18 protein-coding genes are annotated in these 20,022 nt (G+C 63.2%); 8 read left to right on the top strand and 10 right to left on the bottom strand.

Annotated elements, in window-relative coordinates; all coding sequences use genetic code 11:
* Positions 1-32 precede the first annotated feature (32 nt).
* From SB765_RS20180 to minC, 7 genes are all read right to left on the bottom strand, one after another.
* On the bottom strand, positions 33-2,186 hold the full coding sequence (locus SB765_RS20180) for a mechanosensitive ion channel family protein (protein WP_410931816.1): 2,154 nt from the start codon (positions 2,184-2,186) through the stop codon (positions 33-35).
* Positions 2,187-2,230: 44 nt separating this feature from the next.
* Entirely contained in the window at positions 2,231-2,398 is a 168-nt protein-coding gene (locus SB765_RS20175) for a hypothetical protein (RefSeq protein ID WP_016501052.1), read from the bottom strand.
* A 217-nt stretch (positions 2,399-2,615) separates the two neighbouring features.
* The gene (locus tag SB765_RS20170; RefSeq protein ID WP_341797833.1) at positions 2,616-3,905 is read right to left on the bottom strand and encodes a M18 family aminopeptidase; all 1,290 of its coding nucleotides are present in this window, start codon (positions 3,903-3,905) and stop codon (positions 2,616-2,618) included.
* Between the two features lie 182 nt (positions 3,906-4,087).
* Positions 4,088-4,723, bottom strand: a complete 636-nt coding sequence (locus SB765_RS20165; protein WP_019472567.1) for an RluA family pseudouridine synthase — start codon at positions 4,721-4,723, stop codon at positions 4,088-4,090.
* Positions 4,724-4,874: 151 nt separating this feature from the next.
* Positions 4,875-5,129: a cell division topological specificity factor MinE gene (gene minE, locus SB765_RS20160; protein ID WP_003252572.1), complete on the bottom strand. Its 255-nt coding sequence runs from the start codon at positions 5,127-5,129 to the stop codon at positions 4,875-4,877.
* 3 nt (positions 5,130-5,132) lie between these two features.
* The gene (gene minD, locus SB765_RS20155; RefSeq protein WP_016501049.1) at positions 5,133-5,945 is read right to left on the bottom strand and encodes a septum site-determining protein MinD; all 813 of its coding nucleotides are present in this window, start codon (positions 5,943-5,945) and stop codon (positions 5,133-5,135) included.
* A 101-nt stretch (positions 5,946-6,046) separates the two neighbouring features.
* Positions 6,047-6,808, bottom strand: coding sequence for a septum site-determining protein MinC (gene minC / locus SB765_RS20150; protein WP_241800424.1), 762 nt, complete (start codon positions 6,806-6,808; stop codon positions 6,047-6,049).
* 111 nt (positions 6,809-6,919) lie between these two features.
* Here minC and SB765_RS20145 point away from each other — a divergent pair, with 111 nt between their 5' ends.
* Both SB765_RS20145 and SB765_RS20140 read left to right on the top strand, forming a co-directional pair.
* The gene (locus SB765_RS20145) at positions 6,920-7,855 is read left to right on the top strand and encodes a lipid A biosynthesis lauroyl acyltransferase (RefSeq protein ID WP_114942682.1); all 936 of its coding nucleotides are present in this window, start codon (positions 6,920-6,922) and stop codon (positions 7,853-7,855) included.
* A 62-nt stretch (positions 7,856-7,917) separates the two neighbouring features.
* Entirely contained in the window at positions 7,918-9,066 is a 1,149-nt protein-coding gene (locus tag SB765_RS20140) for a patatin-like phospholipase family protein (protein ID WP_341797834.1), read from the top strand.
* Between the two features lie 114 nt (positions 9,067-9,180).
* Here the strand turns inward: SB765_RS20140 and SB765_RS20135 are convergent, their stop codons facing one another.
* Positions 9,181-9,927 carry a VacJ family lipoprotein gene (locus SB765_RS20135; RefSeq protein ID WP_410911523.1) on the bottom strand — a complete coding sequence of 249 codons (747 nt, stop codon included), beginning with the start codon at positions 9,925-9,927 and terminating at the stop codon, positions 9,181-9,183.
* A gap of 73 nt (positions 9,928-10,000) precedes the next feature.
* A complete protein-coding gene (locus tag SB765_RS20130; RefSeq protein ID WP_341797836.1) occupies positions 10,001-11,299 on the bottom strand; it encodes a serine/threonine protein kinase in 1,299 nt (432 codons plus the stop codon).
* Positions 11,300-11,489: 190 nt separating this feature from the next.
* Between SB765_RS20130 and SB765_RS20125 the strand changes: the two genes are divergently transcribed.
* On the top strand, positions 11,490-11,843 hold the full coding sequence (locus SB765_RS20125; RefSeq protein WP_410911487.1) for a hypothetical protein: 354 nt from the start codon (positions 11,490-11,492) through the stop codon (positions 11,841-11,843).
* A 19-nt stretch (positions 11,844-11,862) separates the two neighbouring features.
* Here SB765_RS20125 and SB765_RS20120 read toward each other — a convergent pair whose 3' ends face one another.
* On the bottom strand, positions 11,863-13,428 hold the full coding sequence (locus SB765_RS20120) for a beta (1-6) glucans synthase (protein WP_341797838.1): 1,566 nt from the start codon (positions 13,426-13,428) through the stop codon (positions 11,863-11,865).
* Positions 13,429-13,625: 197 nt separating this feature from the next.
* Between SB765_RS20120 and SB765_RS20115 the strand changes: the two genes are divergently transcribed.
* From SB765_RS20115 to SB765_RS20095, 5 genes are all read left to right on the top strand, one after another.
* The gene (locus SB765_RS20115) at positions 13,626-14,486 is read left to right on the top strand and encodes a glycine betaine ABC transporter substrate-binding protein (RefSeq protein ID WP_264362115.1); all 861 of its coding nucleotides are present in this window, start codon (positions 13,626-13,628) and stop codon (positions 14,484-14,486) included.
* 253 nt (positions 14,487-14,739) lie between these two features.
* A complete protein-coding gene (locus SB765_RS20110) occupies positions 14,740-15,051 on the top strand; it encodes a DUF485 domain-containing protein (protein ID WP_019473848.1) in 312 nt (103 codons plus the stop codon).
* Positions 15,048-16,712 (top strand): cation acetate symporter, encoded by a 1,665-nt coding sequence (locus SB765_RS20105; RefSeq protein ID WP_016485333.1) that lies wholly within the window; start codon positions 15,048-15,050, stop codon positions 16,710-16,712. Before SB765_RS20110 ends, SB765_RS20105 begins: the two co-directional genes overlap by 4 nt.
* Before the next feature lie 221 nt (positions 16,713-16,933).
* Positions 16,934-17,413 (top strand): CS1 type fimbrial major subunit, encoded by a 480-nt coding sequence (locus SB765_RS20100; protein WP_410911482.1) that lies wholly within the window; start codon positions 16,934-16,936, stop codon positions 17,411-17,413.
* 90 nt (positions 17,414-17,503) lie between these two features.
* Positions 17,504-20,014: a CS1-pili formation C-terminal domain-containing protein gene (locus SB765_RS20095; RefSeq protein ID WP_410931815.1), complete on the top strand. Its 2,511-nt coding sequence runs from the start codon at positions 17,504-17,506 to the stop codon at positions 20,012-20,014.
* The last annotated feature ends 8 nt before the right edge of the window (positions 20,015-20,022 follow it).

Genomic DNA, 20,022 nt, shown 5'->3' with positions numbered 1-20,022 from the left:
CCTGTGGGAGCTGGCTCGCCGGCGATAGGGCGCTAACTGGAGGAACCTGCCTCCGTCATGCCACCGCCCCCGGCGGTCACCACCTGTACCGACAACCGCGGCGTCGCCAGGTCCAGCCCGGCCTCATCCAGCTGCCGCTTCAGTGCCAGGTTGAATGCCCGCGACACTTCCCACTGCTTGATCGGCGCGGTCTTGAACCGGGCCCGCAAGATCGCCGACCCCGACTCGAAGCTCTCCACGCCTTGCAGCTCCAGCGGCGACCAGATGTTGCGGCGCATCAATGGGTCATTGCGCAGCTTCTGCCCCACCTCGCGAACCAGCGTGATCGCCTGGTCGATGTTCATGCTGTGCGGGACGGCCACACGGAAGATGGCGTAGCCGAACTCCCGCGAGTAGTTCTTGATGCTCTTGATCTCGCTGAACGGGATGGTGTGCACGATGCCGTCGATGTCCCGCAGGCGTACGGTACGGATGGTCAGCCCCTCCACCGTGCCCAGGTGCCCGCCCACATCCACGTAGTCGTCGATGGCCAGCGAGTCTTCGATGATGATGAACAACCCGGTGATCAGGTCGGCCACCAGCGATTGCGCGCCAAAGCCGATGGCCAGGCCGATCACACCGGCACCGGCCAGCAGCGGGGTGACGTTCATGCCCATGTTGGCCAGGGCGACGATCACCGCAATGATGAAGATCACCACGAACAGCACGTTGCGGATCAACGGCATCATGGTTTGTGCACGGGCGTTGGCCAGGCCCCGGCGCGAACGCACCAGGGCGTGGTGCACGGCGGTGTCGGCAAGGATCCACACCAGCCAGGCGACGATCAGCGTGCCGGCCAGGCCCAGCAGGCGCAGGCTGACTTCGTGGCCGTCGCCCTCGGCAAAGCCGATCATCGACAGGCCCCACACCCGCAGCCCCAGTTCGATGAACACCAGCCAGATGAACAGGTGCACCAGCAGGTAGCCGAAGTTGCGCAGGCGTTCGGCATACACCGCCTGGCGCTTGTTGGCGCGTTTGGGGTTGGCGGCGTGGCGGCGTACCAGGCCGTTGAGCACCATGCACACCACCACCAGCACGGTACACATCAGCGACTGACGCAGGGCGGTGCTGGTGTCGCCGGCCGAGACGAAGGTGGCGAACAGCGAAATCGCCACCAGGATCAACGCCGGGATGAACCAGAAGCTGCCGAGGATCTCGATGGTGTCGCTGAGGGTGCGGCGGGTCAGGCGTCGCGCCAGGGGCTGGTTGCGGATCAGGTGGGCGATCGGGCGGCGGAAGCGCAGAATGAACAGCCCGGTGCACAGCGCGGCGATGACGTTGGCCAGGGTCGCCAGGGCATGGGCCAGGTGGGTCCCCAGTGCGACCAGCATGCGCGGGTCGCTCATGGCCTCGCCAAACGCTGCGAAGCTGCCGATCAGCCACAGCGGGCGGAACGCCTGGTGCCGCAAAATGTGCAGGGCGCGGTGGCGGTGCGGGCCGTCGAGCAGCGAGAAGGCGATCACGCAGATGGCCGAGAAGCAGGTGCCGACGACCAGCGCGTAGGCCAGCACCATGGCCAGCGACTTACCCAGCGACGGCGGCAGCACAAAGCTCAGGTACACGGTGAACACCAGCGCCACCAACCACGGGCCGAGCTTGCGCAGGGCAAAGCGCACCAGGTCCCAGGTACGCGGGTGCTGGGGCAGTTCTTCGCTCAGGCCAAAGCGCAGGCGTATCCGGTGGCCGACCCAGTTGAAGGCGTAGGCCAGCACGCTCCAAACGGCAATGACGGCGGCAAAGCCGAACAGGATCGCCGGCCACTGGTGCACCGGCACCACCAGTTCGGTCAGTTCGGCCTGGGCTTGTTCGATTTCCGTAGACCAGCGGTGGAACGGGCTGGCATCGCCGCTGAACTGTTTTTCGAAGTCGTGCAGGGCGCCGCCGATCAGGCCGAGCACACCCTGTTCCACGCTGGGTTGTGATTGCTTGGTGGCGTCGCGCAGCTTTTTAAGGTCGGCCAGCAGCTTGGCGCGCTGCTGGTCGTTTTCCAGGTTCTTGATCACTTCGTCCAGCGACTTGCCCAGTGGCTCGGTGGCCTCCGGTTGCGCGGGCGCACTGCCGCCCAGCAGGCCGGGGAGGCCCGCTGCCTGTACCGGAGTGATGAACAGCAACAGCAGCAGGAACAGGTAACGCAGGAGGGCAGGCACGGGTAAATCTACCTCAGGTCAAACGATTGACCGAGTGTAGAGGTTTATGTCGGCAGTTTCTCGAGGATCTTCCAGCAGGTGAGGCCGAAGATGCCCAAGGTGCCGATCCACATCATCAGCACTCCGATATTGCGCTCGCGCATGCTGAAGCCGATGGTCAGCAGCATCAGGAACAGGAACACCGGCACGAACAGTGACAGAAACGGGGACATGGACAGCAATCCTTTTGCAGTGGGGCCATGTAACAAGCATAGCGCTTGGCAAGCGAGGCGGGATTGACCTTGAGCATTCGATCAGGTCACATCCCTTTTATGTAGGAGCAGCCTTGTGCTGCGAAGAGGCCGGTACACCCAGTAAAGATGCATGGGTTGTACTGGCCTCTTCGCAGCACAAGGCTGCTCCGACAAGTGCGGTATGGGGCTCAACTGCTCAGGGCAGCTCGCGGCTACGGTAGAAGGCAGTCAGCACCTTCACCAGGTGTGCCAGGTCATGGCTGCCGCACAGCTCACGAATGGAATGCATGGCAAAGGTCGGCAAACCGATATCCACCGTGCGCACGCCCAGGTGGCTGGCTGTGATCGGCCCGATGGTCGAGCCACAGCCCATGTCGCTGCGCACCACAAAGCTTTGCACCGGCACTTCCTCGGCCATGCACAGGTGGCGGAAGAAACCGGCGGTTTCGCTGTTGGTGGCGTAGCGCTGGTTGTTGTTCACCTTGATCACCGGCCCGGCGTTGAGCTTGGGCCCGTGGTTGCCATCGTGCTTGTCGGCGTAGTTGGGGTGTACGCCGTGGGCGTTGTCTGCCGACACCATCAGCGAGCGCTGGATGGTGCGCACGTAAGCGTCGCCATTGGGCAGCAGGCGCTGCAGGGTCTGTTCCAGCATTGGGCCGTCGGCGCCGCAGGCTGAGCTGCTGCCGACTTCCTCGTGGTCGTTGCACACCAGCACGCTGGTTTCGTCGCTGTCGGCGGCCAGCAGGGCTTGCAGGCCGGCGTAGCACGACAGCAGGTTGTCCAGGCGGGCCCCGGCGATGAAGTCGCCATTCAGGCCGACCAGCGCGGCGCCTTGGGTATCGTAGAAGCTCAGTTCGTAATCCAGCACCACGTCGGCGATCAGCTCATGCTCGCGGGCCAGTTGCTCGGTAAGCAGGGCGCGGAAGTCGATGCGATCGTCACCCGCGACTTGGGCCAGGATGGGCGGCAGCTCGTTCTGCGGGTTGATCGCCCAGCCTTCATTGGCGGTGCGGTTCAGGTGGATGGCCAGGTTGGGAATGATCGCGATAGGCAGTTTGAAGTCGATCAGCTGGCTTTCTACCTTGCCGTCACGGCGATAGGTAACGCGGCCGGCCAGGGACAGGTCGCGGTCGAACCAGGGCGCCAGCAGGGCGCCGCCATACACTTCCACACCCAGTTGCAGGAAACCGTGGCGCTGCAGCTCGGGCTGCGGCTTGACCCGCAGGCACGGGCTGTCGGTATGGGCACCGACCATCCGGATACCGTTCAGCAACGGTTCGTGCTTGCCCAGTTTGATGGCGATGATCGACGAGTCGTTGCGGGTGACGTAGTAGCGGCCGCCAGGCACGGTAACCCAGCTGTCACGCTCGTCCAGGCGCTGGTAGCCGGCAGCTTCCAGGCGCTGGGCCAGGCTGGCGGTGGCATGGAAGGGCGTGGGGGAGGCCTTGAGGAAATCGATAAGGCCAGAATTCAGTTCGTCGCGCATAGCTCACTCCAGACAGCAGTGGCGCGAGTTTAACGCACAATGTCGACAATTTGTGTCTGCATTACACCCTGTAGGAGCAGCCTTGTGCTGCGAAGAGGCCGGTGCGAACAACCTCTATCTGTGTTGTTGGGACTGGCCTCTTCGCAGCACAAGGCTGCTCCTACAGGGGGGCGAGGTGCGGCTTAGAAGGGCGCAGGGCACTCGAACTTCAACCGCTCCCCGGACACCGGGTGGGTAAAGCTCAGCATGGATGCATGCAGGCAAAGCCGCTCGTGCGCCGCCAGCGCTTCGGGGTTGGCATACAGCCGGTCACCCAGCAGCGGGTGGCCGATCGACAGCATGTGCACGCGCAACTGGTGCGAGCGCCCGGTGATCGGCGTTAGTTCTACCCGGCAGTGGTCGCCGCAGCGCTCGACGATGCGCCAGAACGTCAGCGCATGCTTGCCCTGCTCGTGGTCCACCACATGCCGTGGCTTGGTTGGCGGGTCGTAACGCAGCGGCAGGTCGATGCTGCCGCTGTCCAGTGCCGGTTGGCCCCAGCACAGCGCGGTGTAGGCCTTTTCGGTTTCGCGGTCGTGGAACTGGCGCGACAGCTCGCGGTGGCTGTCGGCATCGCGGGCAAGCAGGATGATGCCGGAGGTTTCCCAGTCCAGGCGGTGCACGATCAGCGCGTCGGGGTAGCCGTTTTCCTGCAGGCGGGTGATCAGGCAGTCCTTGTTGTCCTCGGCGCGGCCAGGCACCGACAGCAGCAGGGTCGGTTTGTTGATCACCAGGATGGCGGCGTCTTCGTGCAGGATCTGGATATTGGACAGCGGCATTGCGTGTTCTCTGTTAAATCGGGAGAAAAAAGCGGGGCCGCTCTGCGGCCCATTCGAGGCACAAGGCCGCTCCTACAGGGGAACGAGATCCCTTGCAGGAGCGGCCTTGTGCCTCGAATGGGCTGCAAAGCAGCCCCGGCTTTCAGCCAGATCAGCGATCCGGCAGGGTAATGTTCAGCTCCAGAATCGAGCAGCTGCCCTGGTTTTCCAGCTCGATATGCACGTCATCGTTGCCGATGTTCACATACTTGCGGATCACTTCCAGCAGTTCTTTCTGCAGCGCCGGCAGGTAGTCCGGCTCGCTGCGTTGGCCGCGCTCGTGCGCCACGATGATCTGTAGACGCTCTTTCGCTACCGACGCGCTGGTCTGTTTCTGTCTGCCACGAAAGAAGTCAAAAAGGTTCATGGTTTACTTGCCTCCAAACAGGCGCGCGAAGAATCCTTGCTTCGGCACTTCAACAAAACGCAGGGGTTTGTCTTTCCCCAGCAGGCGGTCGACGGTGTCGCTGTACGCCTGGCCAGCATCGCTCTGGTCGTCGAGGATGACCGGGATACCTTGGTTGGAGGCCTTGAGCACAGCCTGGGACTCAGGGATTACGCCCTTGAGCTTGATCGCCAGGATGTCGGTGACGTCGTCGATGCTCAGCATCTCGCCGTTAACGACGCGCTCTGGGTTGTAGCGAGTGATCAGCAGGTGTTCCTTGATCGGCTCCTCGCCGTTTTCGGAGCGGCGCGATTTGCTCGACAGAATGCCCAGCATGCGGTCCGAGTCACGTACCGAAGAAACCTCAGGGTTGGTTACCACGATGGCTTCGTCGGCGAAGTACATCGCCAGGTGCGCACCTTTCTCGATACCGGCCGGGGAGTCGCAGATGACGTACTCGAAATCTTCTTTCAACGCCATCAGCACCTTCTCGACGCCTTCCAGGGTCAGCGCGTCTTTATCGCGGGTCTGGCTGGCGGCAAGTACATACAGGTTCTCGAGGCGCTTGTCCTTGATCAGGGCCTGCTGCAGGTTGGCTTCTTCGTTGACCACGTTGACGAAGTCGTACACCACGCGGCGCTCGCAGCCCATGATCAGGTCGAGGTTACGCAGGCCCACGTCGAAGTCGACGATGACGGTCTTGTGGCCACGCAGTGCGAGGCCGGTACCAATGGCGGCGCTGGTGGTGGTCTTGCCCACACCCCCCTTGCCGGAAGTAACCACGAGAATCTTGGCCAAGGTGTTTCACCCCTAAAATAAGTCGGGACACGTGTCCCGGCAAAAAGCAAATAAACGGCAACAGTTAAAAAAGTTGCTCTGAAAATGACGGCAAGTATCCGTTAAAGACGGGTGATGTTCAACACATCACCGGACAGGCTGACTTGCACACCTGTGCCCCACAGGGGGTCGCGGCGCAGGTCTTCGCAAACCTTGTACTGGCCGGCGATGGAGACCATTTCGGCGGTCATCTGCTGGCAGAAGATCCGCGCCTTGGTATTGCCTTTGATGCCGGCCAGGGCCCGGCCGCGCATGGCGCCGTACACATGGATGTTGCCATCGGCCAGAAGTTCCGCACCCGGGCTGACCGAGGCGGTAACGATCAGGTCGCCACCCTGAGCATAGATCTGCTGGCCGCCGCGCACCGGCGCAGTAATGATCCGGGTCGGCCGCACCTCGGGCTCGGGGGGCGGTGGCGGGGCGGGCGCCGGCTCGGGCTTTCTGACTACCTCGGGCTCGGGCTCCAGCGGCCGCTCGCGGGCGCCGGACGGCGGTAGCACCGGCAGGTCGATGGCGATGGCGGCGGCGATGTCCTCGATGCGGTTGGCGCGGATGGCCAGGGTACGCAGGCCATGGTGGCGGCAGATGCGCATCAAGCCTGGCAGGTCGATTGCCCCTTCGCCGGCCGGCAGTTTGTCCAGCGCCAGCACCAGTGGCGTATTGCTGAAGAAGTTCGGTGCCTGGGCAACTTTGGCCGCCAGCTGGCGGTCGAGGGCTTCAAGGTCATTGCGCGCCAGCTCCAGCACTGTGATGGCGAGCATGCTGCCCTTGAGCTGGAACACGGAGGCGGTGTCGGATGTGTGGTTTGGGCTCATGGTCTGCATAGACGGCTTGTTGCGAAAAAAGTGCCCTGATTTATAACGAGAACACCGGTTGCCCGCAACATACGCTGATCCGTTGTAGAATGCGCAGCCTTTGTCTTTCCGGAAGCTTCAATGGAACGCCCGCGTTTTCGTCCCTATTTCCTTCACCCAAAGTTCTGGGGCCTGTGGCTGGGCCTGGGCCTGCTGTGGCTGGTGGTCCAGTTGCCGTACCGGGCCCTGTTGAAAGCCGGTGCCGCGCTGGGGGCCGTGATGTATTGCTTTGCCGGCGAACGTCGGCGCATTGCCGCGCGCAACCTTGAGCTGTGCTTTCCGGAGCTGTCGGTCGACGAACGGCGGCGTTTGCTCAAGGCCAACTTCGCCTCCACCGGTATCGCCTTCTTCGAAATGGCCATGAGCTGGTGGTGGCCCAAGGCCAGGCTGGCGCGCCTGGCCCATATCGAGGGACTGGAGCACCTGCAGGCCGCCCAGCAGGCGGGGCAGGGCGCCATCCTCATGGCTGTGCACTTTACCACCCTGGAAATCGGCGCCGCCCTGCTGGGCCAGCAGCACACCATCGACGGCATGTACCGCGAGCACGGCAATGCGCTGTTCGACTTCATCCAGCGCAGCGGCCGCGAGCGGCATAACCTCGACTCGCTGGCGGTGGAGCGCGAGGATGTGCGTGGCATGCTCAAGCTGCTGCGTTCGGGCCGGGCGATCTGGTATGCACCGGACCAGGACTACGGCGCCAAGCAGAGCATTTTCGTGCCGCTGTTCGGCATCCCGGCCGCGACGGTAACCGCCACCACCAAGTTCGCCCGGCTGGGCAAGGCGCAGGTTATTCCGTTCACCCAGAAGCGCCTGGAGGATGGCAGTGGCTATCGTCTGGTCATCCACCCGCCATTGGCGGACTTCCCCGGCGAAAGCGAAGAGGCCGACTGCCTGCGCATCAACCAGTGGGTCGAGAGTGTGTTGCGCGAGTGCCCCGAGCAGTACCTGTGGGCGCACCGCCGTTTCAAGTCGCGGCCCGAGGGTGCGCCGCGGCTGTACGACAAGAAAAAGCGCTGAACTGACTTTACCTGTGCCGGCCCTTTCGCGGGCTTGCAAACAGCTGATCCAGGAAGGAAGCGATGGCCCCACCCCCGGTAACCGGTCTTATCCTTTCTGGCGGCGGCGCCCGCGCCGCCTATCAGGTCGGCGTATTGGCCGGCATCGCCGAGCTGCTGCCCGCAGGCGCGCACAATCCGTTCCCGGTCATCGTCGGCACCTCTGCCGGTGCCATCAACGCCGTCACCCTCGCCAGCGGCGCCACCCACTTCAACGATACCGTTCAGCGGCTTACCGCCTTCTGGCAGAACTTTCGCAGCCACCTGGTCATCCGCAGTGACTGGCCCGGCGTTGTCCGCCAGGCCAGCCGTTTCGTCGGCCACAGCCTGTTGGGGTTAGGCGGCCAGGCGCCGGTGGCGCTGCTGGACAGCAGCCCGTTGCGCAGCCTGCTGGAGGCACACCTGAACCTGGATGGCATCGGCCATTCCCTGGCCGCCGAGCAGTTGCGCGCGGTGGCAGTCACCGCCTTTGGCTACGAGTCCGGCCAAGCGGTCACCTTCTACCAGGGGCGTGGCACCATTGAAGCCTGGCTACGCCACCGCCGCATCGGCGTGCCCACGCCATTGACCATCGACCACCTGCTGGCCAGCGCGGCCATTCCGCTGCTGTTTGCGCCGGTGCAGCTGGGCGACGAATTTTACGGGGACGGCGCGGTGCGCCAGTCGGCGCCGATCAGTCCGGCGTTGCACCTGGGTGCCAGCCGGGTGCTGGTGGTCGGGGTCAGCGGTAACCCGCAGCGGCCAGCGCCTCCGTTGCCCACTCAGCGTGTGTTCAGCGGGCAGCAGCCGAGCCTGGCGCAGATCGGTGGGCACATGCTCAACAGCACGTTCATCGACAGCCTGGAAGACGACATCGAACTGCTGCAGCGGCTCAACCATTTGAGCCGGCTGTTGCCGGCGCACCTGGATGCCCGCCGCTTGGGGTTGGCGCCGATCGAGGTGCTGGTGGTAGCGCCCAGCCAGCCGTTGGACGAGATCGCCGCCCGGCACCGGCGTGAGCTGCCGGCGGCGTTGCGCCTGTTCCTGCGCGGGCCGGGGGCGACGCGCACCAGCGGGGCGGGGGTATTGAGCTATCTGCTGTTCGAGGCCAGTTATTGCAGTGAACTGATCGAACTGGGGCGCAAGGATGCCCTGGCCAAGAAGCGGGAGCTGTGCCAGTTCCTCGGAATTTGATGTTGCCTGTACCGGCCTCATCGCCGGCAAGCCAGCTCCCACAGGATCACCACAGCCTTGGGCATTGTGCGGACCTGTGACAGCCGGCTTGCCGGCGATTGGGCCGAAGCAGGTTTACTCAGCTATCTGCAACTTGCGCGCCTGGGTATACACGTACCGCACCTTCTCGTACTCGAACGGTGAGTTCAGCTGGCCATAGCGGAAGTTGGTGGTGTAGCGCTTGTCCACCACGCGCAGGGCAAAGATTTCCGGGTGGTCGGTGCTGGCTTCGGCCACGTTCAGGTAATTGATTGCCTGCTCGCCCGCATAGTCCACCACCAGCCCGGTGGTGTCGCGCAGGTTTGAAGGCCCCAACACCGGCAGCATCAGGTACGGCCCCTCCGGTACGCCATAGAAGCCCAGGGTCTGGCCAAAGTCTTCGCTCTGGCGCGGCAGGCCCATGCTGGTCGCCGGGTCCCATAGCCCACCCACCCCGATCAGGGTGTTGAACATCAGTCGCGCCGTGATCTCGGCCGAACGCTTGGCCTTGAGCTGCAGCACGCTGTTGAACAGGTTTGGCACATCGCCCAGGTTGTTGAAGAAGTTGCTTACCCCCGTGCGCACGAAGCGCGGGGTTACATACTGGTAACCACTCACCAGCGGCAGCAGCACCCATTGGTCCAGCCGGTAGTTGAAGTGATAGACGCGCCGGTTGATCGACTCCAGCGGGTCGTACACGTTCAGCGCTTCCAGGGTTGAGCGCTCGAACTCGCGCTGGTCCAGCCCCGGGTTGAATTTCAGCTCGCGCAGCGGGTCGATGAAGCCATCGGATTCAGGCACCAGCGGCGCGGTACCGATCACTTGCGGGTCGGCCTCGATCACGCTGGCCCGGGGGGCGGTTTCGGCGGCCAGGGTGTGGCCGGCGGCAAGCAGGGCAGTGGCGAAGAGGAGTTTGTTAACCACGGAAGAACTCCAGCATGGCGTCACTGTTGACGCGGTAGTTGAGGTTGCCGCAATGGCCGCCATGGGGGTAGAGGGTCAGCCGGTCACCAAATACCTTGCGCAGGAAGCCGATGTCGCCCGGGCCGAGAATGACGTCGTCGGCGTTGTGCATCACCGCGATCTTGTCACTGCCGCGCAGGTAGTCTTCCAGGGCGTACAGGCTCACCTGGTTGACCAGCTGCAGGATGCTGTTGCCGTCGGTGCGGGCACGCCACATCGGGATCACCTGTTCGGTCATGTAGCAGTCGAAATCACACTGCAGGGCACGCTTGAAGAACGGCGTGAGGCTGCTGCCCTCGGTAATCGGAAACTTCGGCGGAATGATCAGGCCGCGGCGGTTGATCAGGTCGGAAGTGAAGGCAATGTCGGCAGCCGAGAAACGGAACGAAGTGCCGATCAGCATGGCCATCTGTTCGTTGGACAGGTGCTGTCTGGACTGCTGGAAGTCATACAGAAGGGCGTCGTTGAGGTCGATGTAGCCCTTGTCCTGGAAGTAGCGGGTCAGCTTGGTCAGCATCAGCTCGTAGAACGTAGTGCTGCGGTCGATGCCCTTGACCTGGGTTTGCACCAGTTTGTCCAGGTTGTTGATCGAGGTGTACAGGTTGACCGGTGGGTTCAACAGCAGCACACGCTTGAAGTTGAAGCTGCGGCGGGTTTCGTCCAGGTGGCTGACGAAAGCAGCGTCCAGCGCACCCAGGCTGTAGCCGGTGAGGTAGAACTCACTGACTGGCAGGCGCGGGTGCTGGGCACGCACGGCCTGCATCACCCGGTACATGTCTTCGGCGTCTTCCTGGCTGACGCCGGGGGTGGCAAAGCGCGAGGCGGCACTCATGAAGTCGTAGCTGGTGGGCGATGACAGTTGCACCACGTGGAAGCCGCCCTGGTAGAACAGCTTCTTCAGGTATTCATTGATGCTGCTGCTGTACGGCGCACCGGTGCCGGCGATGATGAAGATCAGCGGCGCTTCGTGATCCTGGCGGGCCAGGCGGTACTTGAGCTTTTTCACCGCCCAGAAATTGTCGGGCAAGGTGAACTCACGCTCCGGGCGCAGGTTGAGGCTGTAGTCCGATTGGTCGATGTCCTCGTCGCTGGGCAGGGTCGGGCGCTGGTCCGGCGGCGTGGTGGCGATGGTCGCCTCGAACGGGTTGGTCAAGGGGTAGCCGTAGCTGGCAGCGTCGATATCCCGCGCTGAAGCGGCCACCGCCATGAGCAGGCTACCGAGCACGGCAGCGAGGCGCAAAGATCGAAGCATGTAATCCCCCAAAAGAACGCAAGGTCGAGCAGTGTGCAGGCTAGGACCACAGCCAACCGGGCAAAGTTGCCAGTCGCGGTGGTCTTTGGTGTGCTTGTTATCTGCAACATAGCTGCAGGGTTGTGATTTTGCCTTACAACCGGGCATAAGCGATCATGGATGCTTTCGATTACCGCTATTGGAGAACAGGATGTCTCGTTCGCTGCCGGCTGCGCTGCTGGTGCTGTTTCTGGGGCTGTGGCTCGCTGCCAGCTATGGCGTGCGCTATGGGCTGATGGAGGATGGCCAGTGGGTTGGACTGTGCACGGTGCCTGCGGCGTATTGGCAGTGTGAGGTGCGCTCGCTGCTGGGGTTGGGCATTCACCTCCAGGTGCTGGCCTGGAGCGGGCTAGGCCTGGCGCTGCTGGCGCAGTTCGTACCCGCGCGCGCGGGCTGGTGGCTGGCGGTGTTGGCATTGGTGTTCGCTGTGCCGGCGCTGGTGTTATATACCGCCAGCATTGCCGTGTTTGCGCTGGTGCTGGCGGGGTTGCGCCTGGTCAGGTAACCGCGCCCCACCCCAACAATCAAGCCGGTCGCAACCGCAAGCTGCGCCACAATGCGGCTGTCATCAGCACACTCACCACCGCCCAACCCCAGGCCTGCTGGTTTTCCAGCCCTTCAACGAACAACTGCGGCGCCACCCCGGCCCCGACAATGAACGCCAGCAACGCCACCTCCGCCCGCCGTGCGCGCACCGGCCACAGCACATACACCAGCGCCGGCAGGGCCAGCGCGGCGCTGGGGAAGCTGCGGTAGCGCGGGTCGAACACCATCGCCAGCATGCTCACCGCCGCGGCAAAGCCCGCCGCCAGCAACAGCCAGCCCGTCCGCGCCTGCAGCCAGGCGAACAAGCGCTCGCGCCAGCCGGCCCGCTGCGCCAACGCCAGCAGCGCATGGGCCAGCACCAGCAGGTTCAGCCCGGCCAGCGCAACGGCCCAGAGCCACTCCCCGGCAAAGCGTGCATGGGTGCGCATCAGTTCGCCCCACAACCCCAGGCAACCTGCGCCAAACGCGGCCAGCAGTGGCAACAGCAAGGCCGCCATCGGCGTAGCAGGGCGCCCGGCCAGCAACAACATGGCCGCCATCAGCAGTGCACTGGCCAGCAGCCATTGCGGCCAGTCATGCAGGTTGCTCACCGGCCCTTCCAGCACGCCCTTGTCCTGCCGGTCGGCATCGTAAAGCCCCCAGTAACCGCCAACTGCCCCTTCATTGGCGCGCTTCCACGGCTGGTCGAACGCTTCGATCAGGTTGTAGTGCCAACCGTTGCTTTCGGCCATGGCCACGAAGCCGCGAATAAAGCGTGCCTCGTTGACCCGGCTGGGTATTGCGGTTTCGCGTTGGCGGCCTTCGCTGGGCCAGCCGGTTTCGCCAATCAGGATGTCCTTGGGCGCAAAGCGTGTGCCGAACACCCGGCGCACATCGGCCACGTGGGCCAGCGCATCGTCGATGCCGCGCGGATCGTCTTCCCAGTAGGGCAGCAGGTGGATGGTCAAAAAGTCCACCTCGGGTGCTACTTGCGGGTGCTGCAGCCAGAACTCCCACACATCCGCGTAGGTCACCGGCACCTTCACCTGGCTTTTCACCCGGGCGATCAGCTTGGCCAGCTGCGCGCCTGTGACTTCCTTGCGCAGCAACGTCTCGTTGCCCACGATCACCGCGCTGACCACATCGGGGTTGGCGTTGGCGGTGGCGATCAGCAGGTCGATTTCCTTTTCGGTGTCGGCCGCGTGAGCGTTGACCCAGGCGCCCAGCATCACTTTCAGCCCATGCTTGCGCGCCAGCGCCGGGATTGCCTCAAGGCCGGTCACGGAATAGGTGCGGATGCACTGGAAACGCTCAGCCAGCAACGCCAGGTCGGCGTCCATGCGTGCCGGGCGCAGGCGAAATGGTTGGTCGTAGGGCGACTGGTCCTTGTCGAACGGGGTGTAGGACGCGCATTGCAACTTGTGCGTCGGGCTGGCCGCATCGGGCAGGTGCACCGGCTTGCCAAGCCCGTACCAGAGCCCGGCGAGCCCGAGCAGGGCCAGCAGGCAGGCAAGCAGGTACAGCGGCAGCAACAGGCGGGCAGAACTGGGCATCGGGCGGTCCATCGTCAGGCGCAAAAGGGTAGATAGTAGCCCGGCGCCAAAGCTTTGGCATGCAAGGATCGCGCAGGCGGGTGTAGGCCGATGACGCTAATGGCACAGTGCTGTCGCATATGGGGCGGGTGCAGGTCGCAGCTGGATCAGGTCGACCTGTGTTGCAGGAAGATGATGCAATCTCCAAGACCTGACGAGGGGATGCTTTGATGGCAACTTTGAAAAAAATGCGACGTTTACTGGGTGTGGGCACCGCCCTGGTAATGGCCATGAGCGCTGCACAGGCAATGGCCAAAGAAGTAAGCATAGGTTACGTGGATGGTTGGGCCGACAGTGTGGCCACCACCAACGTGGCCGCCGAAGTGATCAAGCAAAAGCTCGGCTACGACGTGAAGTTGCAGGCTGTGGCCACGGGGATCATGTGGCAGGGTGTGGCAACCGGCAAGCTCGATGCCATGTTGTCGGCATGGTTGCCGGTGACCCATGGTGAGTACTGGACCAAGAACAAGGACAACGTGGTCGACTACGGTGCCAACTTCAAGGACGCCAAGATCGGCCTGATCGTCCCCGAGTACGTCAAGGCGGCGAGCATCGCCGACCTCAAGACCGATAGTAGCTTCAAGCAGAAGATTGTCGGCATCGACGCGGGCTCCGGCGTGATGCTCAAGACCGACCAGGCGATCAAGGACTACGACCTGACCGGTTACAAGCTGCAGGCGAGTTCGGGCGCGGCGATGACGGCGGAACTGGGCCGTGCCTATGCCAAGCAACAGTCGATTGCAGTGACTGGCTGGGTACCGCACTGGATGTTCGCCAAGTGGAAGCTGAAGTTCCTCGAAGACCCGAAAGGCGTGTATGGCGCGGCGGAAACCGTGAACAGCATCGGCAGCAAGGAACTGGCCACCAAGGCACCGGAAGTGGCGGAGTTCCTGAAGAAATTCAGCTGGCAGTCCAAGGACGAGATTGGCGAGGTGATGCTGGCGATCCAGGAAGGGGCCAAGCCTGAAGCGGCGGCCAAGGATTGGGTTGCCAAGCACCCAGATCGCGTGAAGGAGTGGACGGGTAAGTAAGCAGCTGTTGCAAATTCCTGTAGGAGCAGCCTTGTGCTGCGAAGAGGCCGGTACAAGCTGCGAAGATTCGGGCAGCCTGCACCGGCCTCTTCGCAGCACAAGGCTGCTCCTGCAGGGCAGGCGCAAGCTGTTTTGTTGCGCAATCGGTAAAACACCGTTGCATCTAAGACTAAGGTCGTCTGGTTGCCGTCCAACAGCCGCATAAAGTAAGGGCGTGGGTTTCACCCCTACCTGTGCTGCTAGGACAAAAACAATGAACGACAGCATTTACCTCTCGATACAAAACAGCCCCCGTTTCAAGGAGCTGGTCACCAAACGCGAACGGTTCGCCTGGATTCTCTCGGCGATCATGCTCGGCCTGTACTGCGGCTTCATCCTCCTGATCGCCTACGGTCCTCATCTGCTGGGCGCCAAGCTCAGCCCTGAGTCGTCGATTACCTGGGGCATTCCCCTGGGCGTCGGCCTGATCGTTTCGGCATTCGTCCTGACCGCCATCTACGTACGCCGCGCCAACGGCGAATTCGATGAGCTGAACAAGGCCATCCTGAAGGAGGCGCAACAATGATTCGCCACGCCAAAGCCCTGGCTGTACTGGCCTGCGGAGCCTTCGCACCCGCCGTGTGGGCAGCCGATGCCCTGACCGGCGAGGTGCAGAAACAGCCGCTGAACGTTGCCGCGATCGCCATGTTCGTGGCTTTTGTCGCCTTCACCCTCGGTATCACCTACTGGGCCTCCAAACGCAACAAGTCGGCGGCGGACTACTACGCTGCCGGTGGCAAGATCACCGGCTTCCAGAATGGCCTGGCGATCGCTGGCGACTACATGTCGGCTGCCTCCTTCCTGGGTATTTCCGCGCTGGTGTTCACCTCTGGCTACGACGGCCTGATCTACTCGATCGGCTTTTTGGTCGGCTGGCCGATCATCCTCTTCCTGATCGCCGAACGCCTGCGCAACCTGGGTAAGTACACCTTTGCCGATGTGGCCTCGTACCGCCTCGGGCAGAAGGAAATCCGTACCCTGTCGGCCTCCGGCTCGCTGGTGGTGGTGGCGTTCTACCTGATCGCGCAAATGGTCGGTGCCGGCAAGCTGATCGAGCTGCTGTTCGGCCTGGACTACCACGTTGCGGTGATCCTGGTGGGTATCCTGATGTGCCTGTATGTGCTGTTCGGCGGCATGCTGGCCACCACCTGGGTACAGATCATCAAGGCCGTGCTGCTGCTGTCCGGTGCCAGCTTCATGGCGCTGATGGTGATGAAGCACGTAGGCTTCGATTTCAACACCCTGTTCTCCGAAGCGATCAAGGTGCACAGCAAGGGCGAGGCGATCATGAGCCCAGGCGGCCTGGTGAAGGACCCGATCTCGGCCTTCTCGCTGGGCCTGGCACTGATGTTCGGTACCGCCGGCCTGCCACACATCCTGATGCGCTTCTTCACCGTCAGTGATGCCAAGGAAGCGCGCAAGAGCGTGCTCTACGCCACCGGCTTCATCGGCTACTTCTACATCCTGACCTTCATCATCGGCTTTGGCGCGATCCTGCTGGTCAGCACCAACCCGGACTTCAAGGACGCCGCCGGTGCCCTGTTGGGCGGCAACAACATGGCAGCGGTGCACCTGGCCGATGCCGTGGGTGGCAGCATCTTCCTCGGCTTCATTTCGGCAGTGGCATTCGCCACCATCCTGGCAGTGGTTGCCGGCCTGACCCTGGCCGGTGCCTCGGCGGTGTCCCACGACCTGTACGCCAGCGTATGGCGCAAGGGCAAGGCCAACGACAAGGACGAGATCCGCGTGTCGAAGATCACCACCATCGCCCTGGGCGTGCTGGCGATCGGCCTGGGTATCCTGTTCGAGAAGCAGAACATCGCCTTCATGGTCGGCCTGGCATTCTCCATCGCCGCCAGCTGCAACTTCCCGGTCCTGCTGCTTTCGATGTACTGGAAGAAACTGACCACCCGGGGCGCCATGATTGGCGGCTGGCTGGGCCTTGTAAGTGCGGTAACGCTGATGATCCTCGGCCCGACCATCTGGGTGCAGATCCTCGGCCACGAGAAGCCGATCTACCCGTACGAGTACCCGGCGCTATTCTCCATGGCCATCGCCTTCGTCAGCATCTGGTTCTTCTCGGTCACCGACAAGTCCAAGGCTGCCGACGACGAGCGTGCGCTGTTCTACCCGCAGTTTGTGCGTTCGCAGACTGGCCTGGGTGCCAGCGGGGCGGTTTCCCACTGATGCAGTAGCAATAACGCGCTGAAATGCATAACGCCCCGCTAGCCGGGGCGTTATGCATTCTGGGGTTGCTCCCGGCAATACTGGCAAGCTGCATCCCTTGGGAAATTTCCTAAATCCGCTCGGAACGGTCCTAACTTCCAATCGCCAGCGTTCACGAATAATCGCCACCACTGATCGGGCAGTCGCCCGTCAGCCAGTGATTCCCTCAAGGAGATTTGATCGTGAAACGTATGCTGCTTGCCCTCCCTCTGGCCATGCTGTTTGCCGGTGCCGCCCACGCCTTGGACCCGATCGAAAAGCAAGTGCAAGTCACTGCCCAGGTGCCGACCGATGCGTTCTTCGTCGAGCCGGTCGGCGGCAACTGGATGAACGACCCGCAAGAACTGGGCTGGAACCCCAATCAGGCCAAGCTCGACCCGGTCCGCAAGGAGCTGCAGGTCAAGAGCACCGTTGGCGCTATCAACGCTTACCTGGTTTCGCCCGCAGTCATTGCCAGCGGTTCCCACAACATTGGCCTGGATGTGAAGGTTGGCGGCACCGTGTTGCAGACCACCGCAGCCGAAGTGGTCAGCGCCACCCAAGCCGCACCGGGGGCGATCATCGGCTTCGAAATTGCAGCCCAGCCAGCCCCCGCAGCGGGTTATGAGCCAGGCAACTACCAAGGCCTGGTGAGCATGATCTTCGAAACTGGCACGCCTTGATTCACCCCCCCCATCGTTCATCCGTTGTTGCCTGTTCCTGCCCTCGGCGCTTGCCGCGGGGCGGGCAGGTATTGCCCGCAAGCGACGCCAATGACCCTACAGTTTCCCCTTTCCGCGCTGTACCTGAGCTTGCCGTTGGCAGCCTGCCTGGCCGCAGTGCCAGTTACGGGCCACGCTGCGACCGCGGCGCTGGGTGGCATCGAAGGCCTGCCCAGTGAATTCGAAGCGCACTTCTATGAAGTACCGTTGGCCGTGAGGGTAGACCTGGACGGCCGCTATCTGGGTGATGCAATGGTCGTGCTCAGCCGGGATCAGCGCGTGCAACTGCTGGAATTCACCGAAACCGTCGACAGCCGTGAGCCAGAAAGCCTGAGGCGGCGCTGGCGCGAACGCCTGGTCGAAGGGCGCCCGTTGGGTGATTGCCAGGCTGACTGCCCAGATGGCCTGCGCGCAGTGCACTACAGCTTGGCCAATTCGCAGTTGTCACTGCTTACCGACCAGGTCGAAGCGTCAACGGCAGACGAGCGTTATCACCGGCTTCCCGAACAGGGCAGCTATGGCCTGCTGGTGCGTAACCAACTCAACCTGGTCAATGATGGCCGGGTCACCAGCGGCCGCTATGCATTGCAAGGGCAGGGCAGCCTGGGTAACTGGACGACCCTGGCCGATGGCCAGCTTGACCGTGGCAGCGACAGTCAACAGAGCACGCGCTACCGGGTTGATCAGTTGTACGGTGAGCGACTGGTGCAGGACCACTTTTATCGCCTGGGCTATTTCACCCCCAGTGCCCAAGGCCTGACCCGCCAACCACGGCTGATGGGTGCCAGCCCCGATACCACCCTGGGCCTGATGTTCGGCAGCAGCGACAGCCTGGCCACCGACAATGGCGCGCCCAGCGCGACGCCCATCTATGTCACGCCTAACCGCCCCGCCGTGGCGGAAATCTACCGCAACGGCGTACTGATCAATAGCCAGCCGGTACAGCCCGGGCTGCAGACGCTGGACAGCAAAGTGTTACCCGGTGGCATCTACGAAGTGGAAATCCGCCTGGTCGAGGACGGCCAGGTGACCTCGCGCAGCCAGGCATTCATCTACAAACCCGGCAACTGGCGCAGCACCGATGCCCCTTGGCGCTACAACCTGTACCTGGGGCGGCAGACCAGCCTGTTGAGCAACTGGCAGCGTGACGCAGATGACAGCCTGGCGGCAGGCGTGCTGGCCAATTACCTGGTGCACCCCCGGGCTATCCTCGGCGTCTCGGCACAGCGCATCGACCAAACCCTGCAATACGGCACGTCGCTGGACTGGGATGTGCGCGACCGTTTCAAACTGTACGGCAACCTGTTTCGGGCCCAGGGCTACGGCAACGGCTACGACCTGCAAATGATCCACGCTGGTGAAAACAGCTCATTGGTGGCCAGCCAGAGCAGCACCTGGCTGACCCGCCCCGAGTCACTGCGTGATGACCGTCAGCCGAGCCGCTGGCAGGCGCGGCAAACCCAGACGTCGGTGTCTTACAACCATCGCCTCGACCCGCGCAATACCGCCAGCGTGCGTGTGTCGCACAGCAGTGGGGCCAGCGCCGGTACGGGGGTGGATTTGGGCTGGTCGTACTTCGGCCAGTTACTGGGGTCGCAGGCCAACTGGCGCCTGTCGCTGTTCGACCGACCGGGCAACGCGGGTACCGGTGAGGCCCGCAGCCGCGGCGTCAACCTGAGCCTGAGCATGAGCCTGGGTGGCACGAGTGGGCGGCGCCTGTCGGCCAGCGTCGGCAGCCGTACAGCGCGCGATGGCGGGCGTGACCTCAATGCTGCGGTGGCCTATCAGCAGGACGTCGACCTGGGCCCGTTGCGCAGCGTTGGCCTGACCGCCAGCGCCGACCGCTATGGCGCCGGCCTGGGTGGTGACACGCAGTTCGAGAGCCAACAGCTGCACGGTGATGCGTATTTCCAGCGGTCTTCCTACAACGGTGAGTTCAGCGGCGGCCTTAACCTGGAAAGCATGCTGGCTGTCGGGGCTGGCAAGGCGGCCGTGAGCGGCCAGTACTTGCCGCACCAGGCTGGGCTTATCGTCGATGTCGAAACCGATATCCAAGGCTTGAAACTACGCGCTGACGACCGCCATGGCGGTACTGCCAATCTGCGGCCTGGGCGCAACCTGGTCCCGGTGGCCGCTTACAAGGCCGGCCATGTGCAATTCGACCTTGAAGGCGCGCAAGCTACCGCCGCGGTGATTCAGCCTTCCAGTGTGGACTACCACCTGAACCGTGGCGGCATTGGCTACCGGCAGCTGCGGGTATTGCGCACGCTGACCGTCATCGGCCGCCTGCTCGACAGCCAGGGTCGTCCGCTGCGGGGCGCGCAGGTGATCAACCACGCCAGTCGCAGTGTCAGTGAGGCCGATGGGTTCTTTGCGGTGGAAATGAGCGAGTCCACCCCCAGCCTGGAGGTGCGTCAGCAAGGGCAGGTCGTATGCCTGCTGACGCTGAATCTTACGCAGCTGGTACGTGAAGACGATGTGCTGTTGGCCGGCGACCAGCGTTGCACGCCGGCAAGCCTGGCCAAAGCCGCTGATAACGGGGGTGAGCCTGTTGAGAGCTAGCTCAGGGT

It is taken from the genome of Pseudomonas sp. SIMBA_067, from assembly GCF_046534675.1.
Classification (GTDB): Bacteria; Pseudomonadota; Gammaproteobacteria; order Pseudomonadales; family Pseudomonadaceae; genus Aquipseudomonas; species Aquipseudomonas putida.
This window is presented reverse-complemented; position numbering and strand designations above follow the sequence as displayed.